Origin of the sequence: Luteibacter sp., from assembly GCF_036500425.1 — a bacterium.
GTDB lineage: Bacteria > Pseudomonadota > Gammaproteobacteria > Xanthomonadales > Rhodanobacteraceae > Luteibacter.
Map to the genome: position 1 here is coordinate 16,707 of NZ_DASYCB010000050.1, position 14,643 is coordinate 31,349.

Genomic DNA, 14,643 nt, shown 5'->3' on the forward strand with positions numbered 1-14,643 from the left:
AAAAATGACGGCGTTCGCATACGTGAAAAAAGCCATCGAAATAGCGTGATATCTGCCTGTTGGGGTATGGCTTGCATGCAAATTCGGTAGTAGCTTCAGGTCCGGGGAGTCTGAATCGTCCGCCGTGAGTGTCGCTATGGCCATTACAACCGCAGCGCCGAGAGCCATCGTTTTTGAAGATCATTCCGGTCTCGCCTCCGCGCTGACCGATCTGCTGGAAGCGCGCCTTGGCTACGACGTAGCCGCGTGCGCGGGATGTATCGAGGAAGCGCTGCGGGTGGCCCATGTCACATCGTGTGATGTGGCCGTAGTGGATCTGGACCTGCAGGGTGTCATGGCCTATCCCGCGCTGGATGAACTCAAGCGACGGGGCATTCCCTATGTATTGGCGACTGGAAGTTCGCCACGGGATGTTCCCACCCGTTACCGGGCACCGACCGTACGCAAACCCTACAGCGCGCAACAACTAGCGCAGGCGATCCAGGAGGCGAGTGCCGCGCGGGCGAGCTAAGCTAAGCCCGATCCACGTCCGTATCAGGAGGCCTGCGCTCTGCAGGCCTTGCGCAGCCATTCGTTGACTTCATCCAGGCCGCTGACCACGCTGGCGCACATCCGGCGTAGTTCAGCCGATGGCTGCTGGAGGTCGGGGACCATAATGGTAGGGATGCCGGCGGAGACAGCGGAGCGTACCCCCGCGTGCGAATCTTCCAGCGCCAGGCAGCAATGCGCCGGCTTGTTGAGGATCCGCGCCGCGCGCAGGTAAGGGTCAGGGTAAGGCTTGCAACGTTCGCAGTCGCCCGAGGCGACCAGCGCGTCGAAGCGATCGCGCAGGCCGAAGGCCTCCAGGTGGTGGATGGCGATGCCATGCGGTGAGGATGTGGCGATGGCACGCGGCAGATCGAATTCATCGAGCGTTTCCAGCAAGGCCAGCACGCCCGGTTTCAGCCGGAGATCGGTTTCGAACATCGCGTGGTAACGCTCCGAGGCGCCGACCCAGACCTCATCCAGGTCCACCTCGTCACCGACGTGGTCGCGTAGGAGCATGCGTGCGGCCTGGCCGTGCAGGCCGACCATGCGCTGGCACAACACGATGGGAATCTCGATGCCCACGGCCGCGGCGGCACCCAGCAGGGCGTCACGGTAAAGGGCTTCGGTATCGAACAGCACGCCGTCCAGGTCAAACACGATGGCCTGGGGTGTCGCGGGAAAACGCACCATGCCTGCCCCCGATAGCTGCCACGGCAGCCTGAAATAGCCTGTTTCACCTCGAACATAGCGCGTGCCGTGATGCGGCGCCATATCCCTAAGGGTGAAAAAAGCACGAAAACGATTGCACTGGCTAGCGGCTCCGTTCACCCTTGCGCGATGAGTCCTTTGCCTCGCGCTACGCCATGAGAAAACGCCGGATGATCGCCCGCAGCCTGTTGGGTGCCGCGGCCGGCCTGTTGCTATTCGTCTCGGGTGCGTGGGGTGCGCTGGCCCTGAGTTACCAGTTGCCCGGGCCACCGCCCCTCCGCGTCGTGGGCGCGGCGTTGTGGTCGGTGGCCTACCTGGCCCTGCTTATTGCTTTTTTTGGGTGGCGTGCCTGGTGGGCGCCGCTTTCCGGCGTGATCCTGCTCGGCCTGCTCATGGCATGGTGGGTGACGATCCAGCCACGTAACGACCGGGTATGGGCCGATGACGTCGCCCATCTGTTATCCGGCGAGGTGCAGGGCGATCACGTCATCCTGCACAACGTACGCAACTTTACCTGGCGCGCGGAGGATGACTATGACGCGCGCTGGGAAACCCGTGAGTACGACCTGGCCCACCTGGTCTCCGCGGATGCGGTGCTCTCCTACTGGTCGAGCGAAGCGATCGCGCACGCCATGCTCTCGTTCGGTTTCGATGATGGCCGGCACGTCGTTTTCTCCATGGAGATCCGGCGCGAAAAAGGCGAAGCATTTTCGGAAGTGGGTGGCTTCTTCAAGCAGTTCGAGCTCGTGCTGATCGCCGCGGACGAACGTGACATCATCCGCGTACGCACGAACGTTCGTGGCGAGGACGATTACCTGTTCCCGTTGCGCATGCCGCGCGAGGCGATGCGCTCGCTCTTCGTGTCTTACGTAAGCGCGGCGAACCGGCTGGTGGTTGCGCCACGCTTCTACAACACGGTCACCTCGAACTGCACGACGATCGTCTATCGCATGGCCCGGCGCATCGACGATGGCTTGCCGATGGATATCCGCCTGCTGCTGACCGGATACCTGCCCGAGTACCTGATGGACAATGGTGCGCTGGACAAGCGCATGCCCGTGGACGAGTGGCGCAGGCTCGGCAGGATCACCGACCGTGCTCGCACCAGCCACGCCGACGACGATTTTTCAGCAGTGATCCGTCAGGGCGTGCCGCCGGCGGTCTTGTCGGACGCATCGCCGTCATCCGGCGATTCCACCTTAAAGCCCTTCGCCGCCAACGCCGACAGGTAGCCCTGCGGCCCGATGAGGTCATCCAGTGGGACGATAGCGACGGTCTGGGTGTTCGCGGCCACTTCGGTATCGACCGCGGCAAGCCAGCGGGTGCGAACCTGTGCGGGCACGTCGGTCAGGCCGATGCGCTGGGCGAGCCCGCCCTCGGTGGCCGCATCCAGGCAGGTGGAAAGTTGCTTCGCGCGGCTCTCGTCGCGCAATGCCGTCACGTCGCCGGTCGCCCAGGCGTTCGCGCGCTCACGCATGGCGGCCAGTTGTGGTTCGATGTTGTCAACGCTCTGGGTAAAGCAGGAAAGGTCATCCAGGGTCGAGCGCTTGAACTCCTTGACGACGGCGCGAGGGTCATCCACAAGCAACGTGTAATCCACCGGTACCTGTTTCACGTTGTGCTTCTTCGCCATATCCACCACCGCATCGGTGATGTATCCGGACTTGCGCAAGCCTGATTTCTTCACCGCCTGTTTGTACAGTTCAATAGCGGCGAAGATCGGCCGGTACCGCTCGACCTTGCGCTCGTCGCCGATGTAGCGCGCCTTCACCGCGAGCCAGCGTGCATAGACATCCGCAGGCACCGTCTCTTCGAGCGTTTTGCCATCGGGTGAATTGCGCACGCCGATCAGCGTAGGCAGCAGGGCCAGCTTGCCGAAGAAGCCAACATTAGGCTTGATCTCGGTATGCGGCGGCAGGATAAGCGCGCCGGCATGGGCCAGTGCATCGTCGACCTCGTCGGTCTTCCAGGTGATGTTGCCGGGAATCGGCGAGAGCGTACCCAGGATCAGCAGGACATGGTCGCCGCGCGTGGCGCGCCAGAGCCCGGGCCCCGGCTGGACACCGCTGACCGTGACGCCCTCGAGCGTGGGGATGCTCGTAGCGGGCGGGGGGACCTGCGCGAGGGCGCGGCCACCGAGCGTGAAGGCAAGGGCGAGGACCAGCAAGGGGAGGCGAGGGCGTCGGGTCATGCGCGAAGTCTAGCCGAGGCAACGCGGACGGACGGAGACACGCGCACCGGCTGCTCGCCTCGCATTCACGTGCAGGCGCCGTGAAGGTTTCGCCAAGTAGTCTTCCGTTGTGGACGCGCTGCGGTAAGGCTAAGCTCCCACGTCCGACCGTAAGAACCCACTTGCCTGGGACCGGCGGCAAAGCATGTGCGCTGGAGCAGTTCGTTCCCCATGGCCCTCGTCATTTACGACATTCCGTTCAATCCCGATCTGGCCGGCCTTTGGCATGTCCAGCTCAACGGCGTGCCGACCGAAAATTTTGAGACCCGCGTGGCCGCGATCGCTTACGCAGTGCAGCAATCGAAGCTGCTGGGCACGCAGGGCCTGACCCACGTGCTGGTCTCCGTCGAGGGCGCCGACGGCGTCTGGCGTGAATTCGAGTCAAACGCGAAGCGGCCGGTCCAGAGTCTGCAGTAGCGAGTGCACATCGCGTTGATGTGCGATGGATACGATGGTGGCTTACGGAGGAACCCGCCACCCATGACTCACCGCAAGATTGGTTATTTCGACGTCGAGGGCTCGTGCTATGTCGCGAAGCCCGGGCATTGGCGTGGCAAATACGTCATCAGCGAAGATGGCGACGAAGTGAAGGAAAAGCTGTGCGTCACCCTGCACGATAACGAAGAAGACGCCTGTGCCGAAGGCATGCGCCTGGGCATTACCGCGGCGCGCGAACTGATGAAGGAACGCGAAGGTTTCGATCCCGGCGAAGACGAGTAAGGCCGCCCCAGCCACTGCATAGGCCGTGCCAGAAGGGCGCGGTGCAACCCGGCGCAAGCTATTCCGAATGGCCGATGGCACCCGTGGTTTACACGGCGTAGGTTTTCATTGCGGTCTCGTGAATGTTGCGTTTTTCGCATATTCCTTCGCCGTAAAAGTCCCAGCCCCACTCCCCTAAGGCTCCGGAGACTCACCATGAAAACGCACGCACACATGGCGCTTAGGCGCCACGGCCTCGCTTTGTCCATCGCCGCCGCGCTGACCTGCAGCGGCGGATACCTGCACGCGCAAAATGCGCCACCACCCCCACCCCCCGCGCAGGACGCGCAGGGTGCCCAGAAGGGCACGACCGAACTGGCGGCGATCACGGTGACCGGCTCGGCGTTGCCGCGTATCGACGTCGAAACGCCCTCGCCGGTGACGACGATCACTGCCGACCAGATCCAGAAAAGCGGCCTGACCACCGTGTCGGATGTGATCCGCGCGGTGTCGGCCGATAACAGCGGCTCGATCCCACCGGCCTTCACCGGTGGCTTTGCAGCCGGTTCGTCTGGCGTGGCCCTTCGCGGCCTGACCGTTAACTCCACCCTGGTCCTGATCAATGGCCGCCGCGCCGCGAACTATCCGCTGGCCGATGATGGCCAGCGTTCCTTTGTTGACCTCAACACCATCCCTTCCAACGCCATCGACCGGATCGAGGTGCTGAAGGACGGTGCCTCCTCCTTGTACGGCGCCGATGCCATTGCTGGCGTCGTCAACATCATCCTCAAGCCGAGCTTCAAGGGCGCCGAATTCAGTGGTGAAGTCGGCACGTCGCAAAAGGGCGGCGGCACCACGCGGCGTGGCACCGTGCTGTTCGGTGGCGGCGACCTGCGTAAAGACGGCTGGAATGCCTACTTCAGTGCCGAATACCAGAAGGACGAGCGGATCAAGGTGGGCGACCGTGGCTACCCGTACAACACTAACGATACCCGCCCGAGCGGCGGTAACAATCTGATCGGCGGCCAGCCTTCACAGAACTCCGGTTCGCTGTACGGCACGGTGACGCCCGGCACGCTTGGCAAGCCCGGTGACGTGACCTCGGGTATTGCCGACCCGGGTGCGCTATCGCAGCCGCTCGTGCCGTGCGGGGCGGGCAGCACGCTGATTACGGATGATCCCAGCAACCCCGGTAGCTACTGTGCCTACAACCGCACGCGGTACTTCGATATCGCGCCCGAGATGGAGCGGGCGGGCGTGTATGGCCGCTTTACGCTGAAGTTGAATGACACCACGCAGGCCTACATCGACACCAGCTACTACCAGGTGAAAACCAACTTCCGCGGGCCGCCGCCACAGATCCAGGCGAGCACGCCGAACAACACCAATTCGATCGCCTTGCCGGCGACCTTGCCCGATGGGTCGCTGAATCCGAACAACCCGTTCGCTGCCGATGGCAAGGCGGCGTTGATCAACTACACGTTCCCGGGGGTGACAGGGGGTGGCCAGAACAAGAACCACAACCTGCGTATCACGGGTGGCCTGACCGGCTCATGGGGCGACTGGAGCTACGATACCGCGCTGGTATTCAACCATGCCTCGCTTGATACCGACACGTTCGGCTTGCTCAATTACAACTCCCTTATCGCCGCGGTGACCAACGGCACCTACAATTTCCTTGATCCCTCGGCCAATTCCCGAGCATTTATGGAAGCGTTGGCGCCTGCGTTGCATAAGACCTCGACGAGCGACCTGCAGTCATTCGACTTCCGGGTCAGCCGGCCACTGCTCGACCTTCCCGGCGGTTCCCTGGGTCTAGCCACGGGTATCGATGTGCGCCACGAGGAGCAGAACGATCCGGACCTGAACCCGGACCTGGCAGCACAAGGCCTCGGCATCGCCCATACCAAGGGCAACCGCACGGTGACCGGCGCCTACGTGGAGCTGGATGCGCCGTTCCTGGAATCGCTGGAAGTCGATGTCTCGGGCCGGTATGACCATTACTCCGACTTCGGGCGGAGTTTCTCGCCGAAGATCGGCATCAAATGGAAGCCGATCGAGCAGCTCGCGGTGCGTGGGACGTTCTCCAAGGGCTTCCGTGCGCCGAGCTTCGCCGAGAACGGTTCGAGCGAGGCAGAAGGGTTCGCTACGTACACGCCGCCGGAAGAGTTCCAGAACCTGCACAACAACAGCGGCTACGTACAGCCTTACCCGTTGGCGTTCCTTACGGCAGCCAACCCGAAGGTGAAGCCGGAACGCTCGAAGAGCTGGACTTTCGGTCTGGTGTTCCAGCCCACCGACGATATCAGCGCGTCGCTTGATTACTACCGGATCAAGAAGACCGGCGTGATCGGCCAGCAGAGCCCTGCGGCCGTGCTCGATGCTTACTACAACGGCCAGCCCTTGCCGACGGCATCCAACATCGTGGCCGATGTGCCCGACCCGGCGGCGCCCGATGCGTTGCCGCGACCGATCGTGGTGGTGGCGCCGTATGTTAACCAGAACTCACTTGAGACCAAGGGTGTAGACCTGGACCTCAAGGGCGGATTCAACTTCGCAGAGAATGTGCGCTTCACCAGCGAGATCAACCTCACGAAGATCATCAGCTGGGTGCTGACGTTGCAGGATGGTTCGAAGCTGCAATTCGTCGGCACGCACGGCCCGTACGGGCTCTCTTCCGGTGCGGGTACGCCGCGCTACCGCGGGTCGTGGGCCAATAGCGTGCAGTGGGGGAAGCTGACCCTCACGGGCACGATCTATTACACCAGCGGCCTCAAGCTCACCGCGCCGGATGTGGCGCCGGGGTGCCAGTCGACCAACACGCTTACCGGCGACGACTTCCCGGCCTCGTGCAGGATGTCGTCGTACACGCAGGTCGATTTGACAGGCAATTACGACCTGACCGACAAGGTGGCGATCACCGGCTCGGTGATGAACGCGTTCGACCGCAAGGCGCCGTTCGATCCGCTGAACTATGCGGGCCTCAACTACAACCCGACCTATTCGCAGGCCGGCGTGGTCGGCCGCTTCTTCACCGTGGGCGTCAAGGTCAAGCTGTAAGGCCGTGCCCGGCCAGGGCGGCGGCGTCGGTGATATCGACGCCGTCGTTCCTGACCGCCAGGCTGCCATCGGCGCGCAGGCGAGCAAGCATGCGCGTCACCGTGGCCGCGCTCATCCCCAGGTAGGAGCCGATGTCATCGCGCGACATCGGCAGGGGTATGAAGGTGGTATCGGGTTCGACCTGTCGGCGCCGTACAAGCAGGTCCGCCAGGAAGGACGCGACGCGGGCGAGGGCAGGGGCATCACCGCCCTGCGTGGCAAGGCGGCGTTCCTGCCGACGCAAGTCACGCAGGTGGCTCGCGATGGCGTCGTCGTGCTCGCACAAGGCATCGGTAGCCGCGCGCGGGAAGCGGCAAAACCACGTCTTGCCCACTGCGACGACCGAGGTTGTGTGTAGACCCTGGCGGGTGATGTCCAGGGCGAACAGTTCACCCGGCAAATGAAAGGCGCGGATGCGACCACCGCGCACGGTCATCGCCATGCCGGTCAGCACGGCATAGGCGGCGAGATGGGGCGCCTCGGGTTGCACGAGGCGATCGCCATCGGAGAATGGGCCGACACGTTCGACGATATCGCGAATGGCGAGCAGTTCGGCCGCACCGCCGCGGGTGGCCTGGCAGGCGTGCGCATGCCTGCACGCAGCATTGCAGCAGGCCGCGTCTCGGCGTAATGCCGGTGGGGGCGTGGCGACATCGGGGGCGTAATGCACGAGTGAACCTCCCGCGCACAGCGAGCGCGCGGCCCTATTTTAGGTCGCAGGTTCGTGCGGGCCGGACACGGTCAGGCGCCTGCGCCCAAATGCCGCAGGTGCATCGGGTCTTGACGAGACGCTAGCTTTCCGTTAAGTAAAGCGACGGGGGAATACCAGAAGGGGGCCGTCAAGGCGATGGCACGTCGTTTGTCGCTTTCAGATCCGCTTGATACCACTCACGCACAGGCACTACCGGACGGCTGCATGCCCGGTAACGTTGCGCCGTTCGTGATGCGCTATGGCGTCGATTTCCTGGTTGCCATGCAGCGCGCTGCTGCCGTGCAGGAGACCACGCAGGCCGCGGAAGAAGCCGAACCCGCTTAGTGCGCCGCCGGTTGCGTCGCGGGTGCCCGGCCATCGTCGGGCACATCGCCGGCTGGGCCGCCCTTACGGATCGCACCCACCACAAAGATCGCGAGCATCGCGACGATCAACGCGATCAAGGCGTAGTAGCGCGTGCGCTTCATGGGCTCTTCGGTCTTCATGCCACGCAGTCTCCACGCGCCCAGGTCAAGGAAATGGAATGTGCGCGTTATGCTGGCGTACCGTCCACGAGATCGGCAACCGCATCGACCAGGGCATGCACGGAAAACGGTTTGCTCAGGATCGCGCAGCGTTCCGGTAACACGGGGCTATCCGAAAAAGCCTCCCACGCATAGCCGGTAATGAACAATACCGGCAGGTTGGGCTGGCGTTCGCGAGCGGCCTGCGCAAGGCGCCTGCCATCCATGCCGGGCAGGCCGACATCGGTGACGAGTACATCCGGCCGGTCATCGGCCGCCAGCAGGAGCAGGGCCTCCGTGCCTTCCGCGCAATCGCTCACCGTGTAGCCCGCTTCCTCCAGCACCTCGCGCGTGAGCGAGCGCAACATGTCTTCGTCTTCCACCAGCAGCACGTGTTGCCCACCGCCGCGCCGACCCGGGTTCTCGATGTGCGAATGCTTTGCCGCCGGCGCACCGACGTGGCGTGGTAGCCACAGGCTCACCGTGGTGCCGCGCCCCGGTGCCGAGGTGATGATGGCACGGCCCCCCGTCTGTCGCGCGAAGCCATCGACCATGGACAGGCCCAGGCCTGTCCCCTGGCCAATCGCCTTCGTCGTGAAGAACGGATCGAAGGCTTTCTCGACCACAGACGCCGACATACCCGTGCCGGTATCGGTGACCTCGACGACGACATGGTCGGCGGGCCCCTTGCCCAGGTCGATGCCCGCCATGTTTCGCGTCGCGATGGTAAGCGTGCCGCCGTGTGGCATGGCATCGCGGCCGTTGATCGCAAGGTTAAGGATGGCGCTTTCCAACTGGCTCGCATCCGATAGCGTGCGCCAGAGCGACTCTGCCATCATCACCTGCAGGCGTATCTGTTCACCGAGCAGTGGGCGCAACAACAGGTCCAGTCCATGCACGATCGCATTGGCATCCACATCGGATAGAGACAGCGCTTGCTGGCGCGAATAAGCCAGCAGGCGGTGGGTGAGCCCGGCAGCACGTTGAACCGCACCGCGCGCGGCATCCAGTAGCCGCCGAGAGCCGTCTACCCGGCCTTGTTCGATCCGTTCGGTCACCACCTCAATGGCTCCGCCGATACCACCGAGGATATTGTTGAAGTCGTGGGCAATGCCTCCGGTGAGACGGCCGAGGGCTTCGAGTTTCTGCGCATGGCGCAGGTGGTCGTCCATGTCGCGGCGACGTTGCGTATCGCGACCCATGCCGTAGATGACATCGCCATCAGGCACGCCGGTCCAGGCGAACCAGCGGTAACTGCCATCCTTGCCACGCAGGCGCAGCTCGAGGTCCTCGACGACCTCGCCCTCAACCATCTGGCTGACGGCATCGCGGGCCCGGTCCAGGTCGTCGGGGTGGATAAGCTCCTCGAAGCCCAGCCCGACCAGCTCATCGGTGTCGTAGCCGAGCTCGGTACGCCAGGCCGGGTTCACGTCGCGGTAGTGGCCATCGCGGGTCATCACCACGTAGAGGTCACGGGCGATCGCCCAGATCTGGTCGCGTTCGCGGGTGCGCAGATCGATCTCCACCTCCAGCGAGGCATTCAGTTCGCGCAGGACCTGGGTGGTACGCACCGCCCGGGTCGTCTCGTTGGTGATCGCAACGATGCCCAGCACTTTGCCGCGTTCATCGCGTAGCGGTGAGTAGGAGAAGGTCCACCAGGTTTCCTCCTCGAAGCCTTGGCGGGTCATCCGTAGCGGCAGATCCGTATGCAATGTGCCTTCCCCGCCGAGTGCGCGCTCGACGGTAGCCGCGACGTCGTCCCACACCTCGGGCCACAGGGCGCGGAAGGTCTTGCCCATGGCACCCTGCAAGCGTCGCCCGAGCATGCTGCGGTAAAGGTCGTTGAAGAAGAACTGCTGCTCTGGCCCGACTGACAAGAACATCGGCCGTGGTGTGTCGAACATGGTGGCGAGCATGACCTTGAGCGCCACCGGCCAATCGTCCACCGGCCCCAGTGCCGTCGTGGCCCAGTCGAATGCACGCATCTCCGCGACTGTCGGCGAGTCGGCCGGCAGGAACGCGAACGGATCATGGCCTGCGCTCACGGGCGGCGGCATGGGACGTCCTTCAACGCGGTGGGAGCCCATCACGGATAATGCACGAACTGCGAAGGGCGTGTCGTTGCGAATACGTTACTACCGCCATTGTCACGCCTGCTCCACGCCGGGCACCGGACGCTCGTCACATCCCACAGGTGCGGAGGAGATCCCGATGGACGAACAGAAGACCCCGGTCGCGGAAAAGCAGAAAGGTGGCATCGGCTATGTGCTGTTGTGGATCCTGGGCGTACCCATCCCGGTGCTGATCCTGATCTTCCTGGTGCGCGGCTGCACCTGAGGACGCTAAGCTGGCGGCTTCCCTGATGGAAGCCGCCCTGTGTCCCGAAGCACCTTGCCGCGTAGCCCCGGTATCGATCTGCTACGCGGTGTCAGCATCCTGCTCGTGGTGGTACATCACCTGGGCTTGCGGCTGCCCTTGCACGAGACCGACGCGGCGCGGTGGTTGCCGGTGTTCCTGCTGAAAGGCTTTATCTACAACGGCTACGAAGCCGTCTTCCTGTTCTTCGTCATCTCCGGCTTCCTGATCACCCGGCACGTGCTGGAGCGCGATGGCACGCTCGCGGCGGTCGACTGGCGCGCCTTCTACACGCGACGTGTCGCCCGCATCGCGCCCTGTCTCCTGGTCCTCCTTGCAGTGCTGCTCGCGTGCCACGCCGCCGGGGTGCCGAACTATGTCTTCGACAAGCCGGGGCAATCGCCCGCGGGGGCGACGCTATCCGCGTTGACCTTCACCCTGAACGTCTACGAAGGGCACCACGGCTGGCTTCCGGGTGGGTGGGATGTGCTGTGGTCGCTGTCGGTCGAAGAGGTCTTTTACCTCGCTTTTCCGCTGGTCTGCATGACCCTGGGCCGCACGCGATGGCTGGTGCCGGCGCTGGTGATTCTTGTGGTGTCGGTGCCGTTCACCCGTGCCGCCATCATGGATAACGAGATATGGCAGGAGAAGGCCTACCTGCCGGGCATGGGTGCTATCGCGGCGGGCGTGTTGGCGGCGCTCGCCCGGGCGCGCTTCGGGGTGGCCGGCCAGCGCGTGCGCCGGGTGCTTGCCGCGGCGGGCATGCTCGCGCTTGCCGCGGTGATGTTCTCGGGTGGCTGGGTGTGGCATCTCATCCACGAGCAGTACCTGCTGGTCCTGATCGCCGCGGCGGTGGCGCTGGTGCTTGCGTCGCCGGAGGGTGGTGAGCCGGTGCGTGGCACCCGCTGGCTGCGCGCCCTTGGCCAGTCGAGTTACGAGGTGTACCTCACCCACATGTTCGTCGTGTTTTCCCTGGTAGGGATCGCCCGTATGACCGGCACCGACAAGGCATGGGGCTGGCTCTGGTATGCGCCGGCCGTGTTGCTGGCGTGGGCTCTTGGCCATCTCGTGGCGCGCGCGCTTTCCGAGCCGGCCAACCGCTGGTTGCGCCGGCGCTTGCTCAGGCCTGCTTCCGTGGCGGCGCCTGCGTAACCGGCGTGGTTCCAGCGAAGCTCTCGGCGTGCTCGGCGAGGCGGATCTTCGCGCCACGGGCGACGGCCAGGCCATGGGTGAGCTCGGCACCCAGCAGCACGATGATCGACGCGTAATACACCCAGGTCAGCAGCACGACGATCGCGCCCGCCGGACCGTAGGCGCCGCCGATACTCGCGCGGTCGATATACAGGCTGATAAGGAACTTGCCGGCGACGAAAAGCAAAGCGGTAAGGATGCCGCCGCGGACGGCGTCGCGCCATGCGATCGTCGCATCCGGCAGGATCCGGTACATCGCGGCGAACGCGATGACAAACACGCCAAATGCGATCACCGCTTCGACCACCTGCCAGGCGATGGTATCGCCTGGTATCAGCGCCTGGATCAGGCTACTGACGACGAACGAGATGATTAGCAGGAAGGCGATCCCGATGAGCAGGCCAAAGGCCCGCGCCCGTGTGCTGAGCCAGCCGGCCACGGCTTCACCGGGCTTGGCGCGGATTTTCCAGACGCGGTTGATAGTGGACTGCAGCTGGGCGAACACCGCCGAGGCGCTGAATACCGTGACGCACAGGCCGATGATACCGACGACGTTGCCGAGCCTGGGCCGTTGCTGCGCATTATCGATGACCAGCTTCACGGCGCCCGCGCCTTGCTGGCCGATGACCGTGGTGAGGCTCTCGACGAGCTGGGCCTGCCACTGATCGCCAAGGGCGGAAAGCAGCCACAGCAGCAGGACAAGCAACGGCGCGAATGACAGCGCGGAGTAGAACGACAGTGCCGCTGCACGGGTCATCAGCTCGTCATCGCTGAACCCGTCGATGGCGGTGGTGATGGACTTCTTGGTGAGATCGAACCAGGGGCGAAGGCGCATGCGAAAAGGGGCGGGGGCCTTGCAGTCCCCGCCCATCCTTACTCAGTGGTGACGGTCGCGGTCGCGTGCGTGGTCGGCCGCCTTGCCCACTTCCTTCTGGACCTTGCCGGCATGCTTTTCGATGTTGCCGGCAGCTTCCTTCGTGGGGTTGCCGGTCAGCTTGCCGGTGACTTCCTTCACGGCGCCCTTTACCTCGTGTTTCATGCCTTCGGTACGGTTCTTGTCCATGAGGGTTCCCTCGTTGCTCTGCGCGATTCGCAGCGCACCCTGTGTACCGTTTCCCGGCATTACAGGCCCGTGAAATGGACGCGAGGCAGCGTTCACCCTCGCACCGCGAGACGCTACGATGGGCGCATGTTCTTTCCGCTGCCGAAGACGGCCACCGCGCCGTTCTGCCCTTCCGAAGTCGCCGGTTCCATCCTCGTGCCCGAGGGCCTGCCCTGGTGGAAGAAGGCGCTGCGTTTCGCCGGGCCCGGGTTGCTTGTGTCGGTGGGCTACATGGACCCGGGAAACTGGGCCACGGATATCGAGGCCGGCTCGCGCTTTGGCTACCGCTTGTTGTTCGTCGTGTTGCTGTCGAGCCTGGCGGCCATGCTGTTGCAGTGCCTCGCGGCCCGCCTGGGCATCGCGACGCGCAAGGATCTTGCCCAGCTTTCCAGCCAGCGCTACCCCAAGGCGATCGGGCGTGTGCAATGGGTGCTGGCGGAAATCTCCATTATTTCCTGCGACCTCGCCGAGGTACTTGGCAGCGCGCTGGCTTTCAAGCTGCTGTTCGGTGTTTCGTTACCTGTGGGTGTCGCGCTGACGGCGCTGGATACCTTCATCGTGCTCGGATTGCAGGGCAGGGGTTTTCGCCGTGTCGAGTCGATCATCCTTGGCCTGGTCGGTACCATCGGTATCTGCTTCGTGGTCCAGTTGTTCCTCGTCGGGCCCGACTGGCATGCCGTGGCGGCGGGCTTCGTGCCGTCGCTGCATGCGCTGGATAGCCGGGAGCCGCTATACCTGGCCATCGGCATCCTCGGCGCAACGATCATGCCGCACAATCTTTACCTGCATTCGTCGATCGTGCAGACCCGCGCGGTGTCCGGCGAGGAGGGTAAGCATGCTGCGATCCGGCTCACTCGCGTCGATACGCTGGTGTCGCTCAGCCTTGCGCTGCTCATCAATGCGGCGATCCTTATCGTGGCGGCTGGCGCATTCCACGCCACCGGGCGCCATGATGTGGCCGATATCGCCGACGCCTGGCAATTGCTTACGCCCATCGCGGGAACGGCAGTGGCCTCCGTCGCGTTCGCCATCGGCCTCTTCGCCTCAGGCCAAAGCTCGACCTTCACCGGCACCATCGCGGGCCAGGTCATTATGGATGGCTTCCTGCAGCTCAAGCTGCCGTGCTGGCAGCGGCGGCTGGTCACGCGTGGCCTGGCGATCGTCCCGGCCTTCATCGGCGTGGTGTTGATGGGTGATCGCGCGATTGGCGCCTTGCTAGTGGCCAGCCAAGTCGTGCTGAGCATCCAGTTGCCGTTTGCTATGTATCCGCTGATCCGTTTCACGGACAACCGTGAGTTGATGGGCTCGTTCGTCAACTCACGCCTGGTATCCGTATCGGCCTGGTTTCTTTTTATCGCGATTTCCGCAGCCAACGTGTGGCTCGTCGCGCAGTTCTTCGGGTTGGCGTGACGCGCGGCATACACGAGCATCACTTAGACATGAAGAAGGCCCGCTTATGGCGGGCCTTCCTTTATGCAGCGCTTGTCTCGTAGGAGCGGGCGGGGCCGCGGCCTTG

Annotated in this window: 15 protein-coding genes; 8 read left to right on the forward strand and 7 right to left on the reverse strand. The window is 64.0% G+C overall.

The window, feature by feature from the left end; genetic code table 11:
* The first annotated feature begins 136 nt into the window (after window positions 1-136).
* Window positions 137-511, forward strand: coding sequence for a response regulator (locus VGN46_RS12250; protein ID WP_331643984.1), 375 nt, complete (start codon window positions 137-139; stop codon window positions 509-511).
* Window positions 512-534: 23 nt separating this feature from the next.
* Here the strand turns inward: VGN46_RS12250 and VGN46_RS12255 are convergent, their stop codons facing one another.
* Window positions 535-1,218: an HAD family phosphatase gene (locus VGN46_RS12255; RefSeq protein WP_331643985.1), complete on the reverse strand. Its 684-nt coding sequence runs from the start codon at window positions 1,216-1,218 to the stop codon at window positions 535-537.
* A gap of 188 nt (window positions 1,219-1,406) precedes the next feature.
* Here VGN46_RS12255 and VGN46_RS12260 point away from each other — a divergent pair, with 188 nt between their 5' ends.
* The gene (locus VGN46_RS12260) at window positions 1,407-2,468 is read left to right on the forward strand and encodes a DUF4105 domain-containing protein (protein WP_331643986.1); all 1,062 of its coding nucleotides are present in this window, start codon (window positions 1,407-1,409) and stop codon (window positions 2,466-2,468) included.
* On the opposite strand, the gene VGN46_RS12265 is transcribed toward VGN46_RS12260, so the two are convergent.
* Window positions 2,378-3,427, reverse strand: a complete 1,050-nt coding sequence (locus VGN46_RS12265) for a TraB/GumN family protein (RefSeq protein WP_331643987.1) — start codon at window positions 3,425-3,427, stop codon at window positions 2,378-2,380. The two genes, VGN46_RS12260 and VGN46_RS12265, sit on opposite strands and share 91 nt — an antisense overlap.
* 210 nt (window positions 3,428-3,637) lie before the next feature.
* On the opposite strand from VGN46_RS12265, the gene VGN46_RS12270 reads away from it, so the two are divergent.
* The 3 genes from VGN46_RS12270 to VGN46_RS12280 all read left to right on the forward strand — a co-directional run bounded on the left by VGN46_RS12270 (window position 3,638) and on the right by VGN46_RS12280 (window position 7,225).
* A complete protein-coding gene (locus tag VGN46_RS12270; protein WP_331643988.1) occupies window positions 3,638-3,883 on the forward strand; it encodes a hypothetical protein in 246 nt (81 codons plus the stop codon).
* A gap of 63 nt (window positions 3,884-3,946) precedes the next feature.
* Window positions 3,947-4,186 (forward strand): hypothetical protein, encoded by a 240-nt coding sequence (locus VGN46_RS12275; protein ID WP_331643989.1) that lies wholly within the window; start codon window positions 3,947-3,949, stop codon window positions 4,184-4,186.
* 195 nt (window positions 4,187-4,381) lie between these two features.
* Complete coding sequence (locus VGN46_RS12280) at window positions 4,382-7,225, forward strand: TonB-dependent receptor (protein ID WP_331643990.1); 2,844 nt, start codon at window positions 4,382-4,384, stop codon at window positions 7,223-7,225.
* Here VGN46_RS12280 and VGN46_RS12285 read toward each other — a convergent pair.
* From VGN46_RS12285 to VGN46_RS12295, 3 genes are all read right to left on the reverse strand, one after another.
* Window positions 7,215-7,934 carry a Crp/Fnr family transcriptional regulator gene (locus VGN46_RS12285; protein ID WP_331643992.1) on the reverse strand — a complete coding sequence of 240 codons (720 nt, stop codon included), beginning with the start codon at window positions 7,932-7,934 and terminating at the stop codon, window positions 7,215-7,217. The genes VGN46_RS12280 and VGN46_RS12285 overlap by 11 nt on opposite strands.
* 362 nt (window positions 7,935-8,296) lie before the next feature.
* Complete coding sequence (locus tag VGN46_RS12290) at window positions 8,297-8,461, reverse strand: hypothetical protein (protein WP_331643993.1); 165 nt, start codon at window positions 8,459-8,461, stop codon at window positions 8,297-8,299.
* 47 nt (window positions 8,462-8,508) lie between these two features.
* Window positions 8,509-10,536 (reverse strand): hybrid sensor histidine kinase/response regulator, encoded by a 2,028-nt coding sequence (locus VGN46_RS12295; protein ID WP_331643994.1) that lies wholly within the window; start codon window positions 10,534-10,536, stop codon window positions 8,509-8,511.
* Between the two features lie 154 nt (window positions 10,537-10,690).
* Between VGN46_RS12295 and VGN46_RS12300 the strand changes: the two genes are divergently transcribed.
* Together VGN46_RS12300 and VGN46_RS12305 are read left to right on the forward strand one after the other, a co-directional pair.
* Window positions 10,691-10,816 carry a hypothetical protein gene (locus VGN46_RS12300; RefSeq protein WP_331643995.1) on the forward strand — a complete coding sequence of 42 codons (126 nt, stop codon included), beginning with the start codon at window positions 10,691-10,693 and terminating at the stop codon, window positions 10,814-10,816.
* Between the two features lie 39 nt (window positions 10,817-10,855).
* A complete protein-coding gene (locus tag VGN46_RS12305) occupies window positions 10,856-11,986 on the forward strand; it encodes an acyltransferase (protein ID WP_331643997.1) in 1,131 nt (376 codons plus the stop codon).
* Here VGN46_RS12305 and VGN46_RS12310 read toward each other — a convergent pair.
* Entirely contained in the window at window positions 11,955-12,860 is a 906-nt protein-coding gene (locus VGN46_RS12310) for a YihY/virulence factor BrkB family protein (RefSeq protein ID WP_331643999.1), read from the reverse strand. The genes VGN46_RS12305 and VGN46_RS12310 overlap by 32 nt on opposite strands.
* A gap of 42 nt (window positions 12,861-12,902) precedes the next feature.
* Window positions 12,903-13,088: a CsbD family protein gene (locus tag VGN46_RS12315; RefSeq protein WP_331644000.1), complete on the reverse strand. Its 186-nt coding sequence runs from the start codon at window positions 13,086-13,088 to the stop codon at window positions 12,903-12,905.
* Between the two features lie 126 nt (window positions 13,089-13,214).
* Here VGN46_RS12315 and VGN46_RS12320 point away from each other — a divergent pair, with 126 nt between their 5' ends.
* On the forward strand, window positions 13,215-14,537 hold the full coding sequence (locus tag VGN46_RS12320) for an Nramp family divalent metal transporter (protein ID WP_331644001.1): 1,323 nt from the start codon (window positions 13,215-13,217) through the stop codon (window positions 14,535-14,537).
* The last annotated feature ends 106 nt before the right edge of the window (window positions 14,538-14,643 follow it).

What these genes read in the sequence shown, in the direction of transcription:
- VGN46_RS12260 (WP_331643986.1), top strand. Translation starts at nt 1,407, where the DNA reads ATGATCGCCCGCAGCCTGTTGGGTGCCGCGGCCGGCCTGTTGCTATTC.
- VGN46_RS12270 (WP_331643988.1), top strand. Translation starts at nt 3,638, where the DNA reads ATGGCCCTCGTCATTTACGACATTCCGTTCAATCCCGATCTGGCCGGC.
- VGN46_RS12280 (WP_331643990.1), top strand. Translation starts at nt 4,382, where the DNA reads ATGAAAACGCACGCACACATGGCGCTTAGGCGCCACGGCCTCGCTTTG.
- VGN46_RS12320 (WP_331644001.1), top strand. Translation starts at nt 13,215, where the DNA reads ATGTTCTTTCCGCTGCCGAAGACGGCCACCGCGCCGTTCTGCCCTTCC.
- VGN46_RS12255 (WP_331643985.1), bottom strand. Translation starts at nt 1,218, where the DNA reads ATGGTGCGTTTTCCCGCGACACCCCAGGCCATCGTGTTTGACCTGGAC.
- VGN46_RS12315 (WP_331644000.1), bottom strand. Translation starts at nt 13,088, where the DNA reads ATGGACAAGAACCGTACCGAAGGCATGAAACACGAGGTAAAGGGCGCC.
- VGN46_RS12265 (WP_331643987.1), bottom strand. Translation starts at nt 3,427, where the DNA reads ATGACCCGACGCCCTCGCCTCCCCTTGCTGGTCCTCGCCCTTGCCTTC.
- VGN46_RS12300 (WP_331643995.1), top strand. Translation starts at nt 10,691, where the DNA reads ATGGACGAACAGAAGACCCCGGTCGCGGAAAAGCAGAAAGGTGGCATC.
- VGN46_RS12310 (WP_331643999.1), bottom strand. Translation starts at nt 12,860, where the DNA reads ATGCGCCTTCGCCCCTGGTTCGATCTCACCAAGAAGTCCATCACCACC.
- VGN46_RS12250 (WP_331643984.1), top strand. Translation starts at nt 137, where the DNA reads ATGGCCATTACAACCGCAGCGCCGAGAGCCATCGTTTTTGAAGATCAT.
- VGN46_RS12275 (WP_331643989.1), top strand. Translation starts at nt 3,947, where the DNA reads ATGACTCACCGCAAGATTGGTTATTTCGACGTCGAGGGCTCGTGCTAT.
- VGN46_RS12290 (WP_331643993.1), bottom strand. Translation starts at nt 8,461, where the DNA reads ATGAAGACCGAAGAGCCCATGAAGCGCACGCGCTACTACGCCTTGATC.
- VGN46_RS12295 (WP_331643994.1), bottom strand. Translation starts at nt 10,536, where the DNA reads ATGCCGCCGCCCGTGAGCGCAGGCCATGATCCGTTCGCGTTCCTGCCG.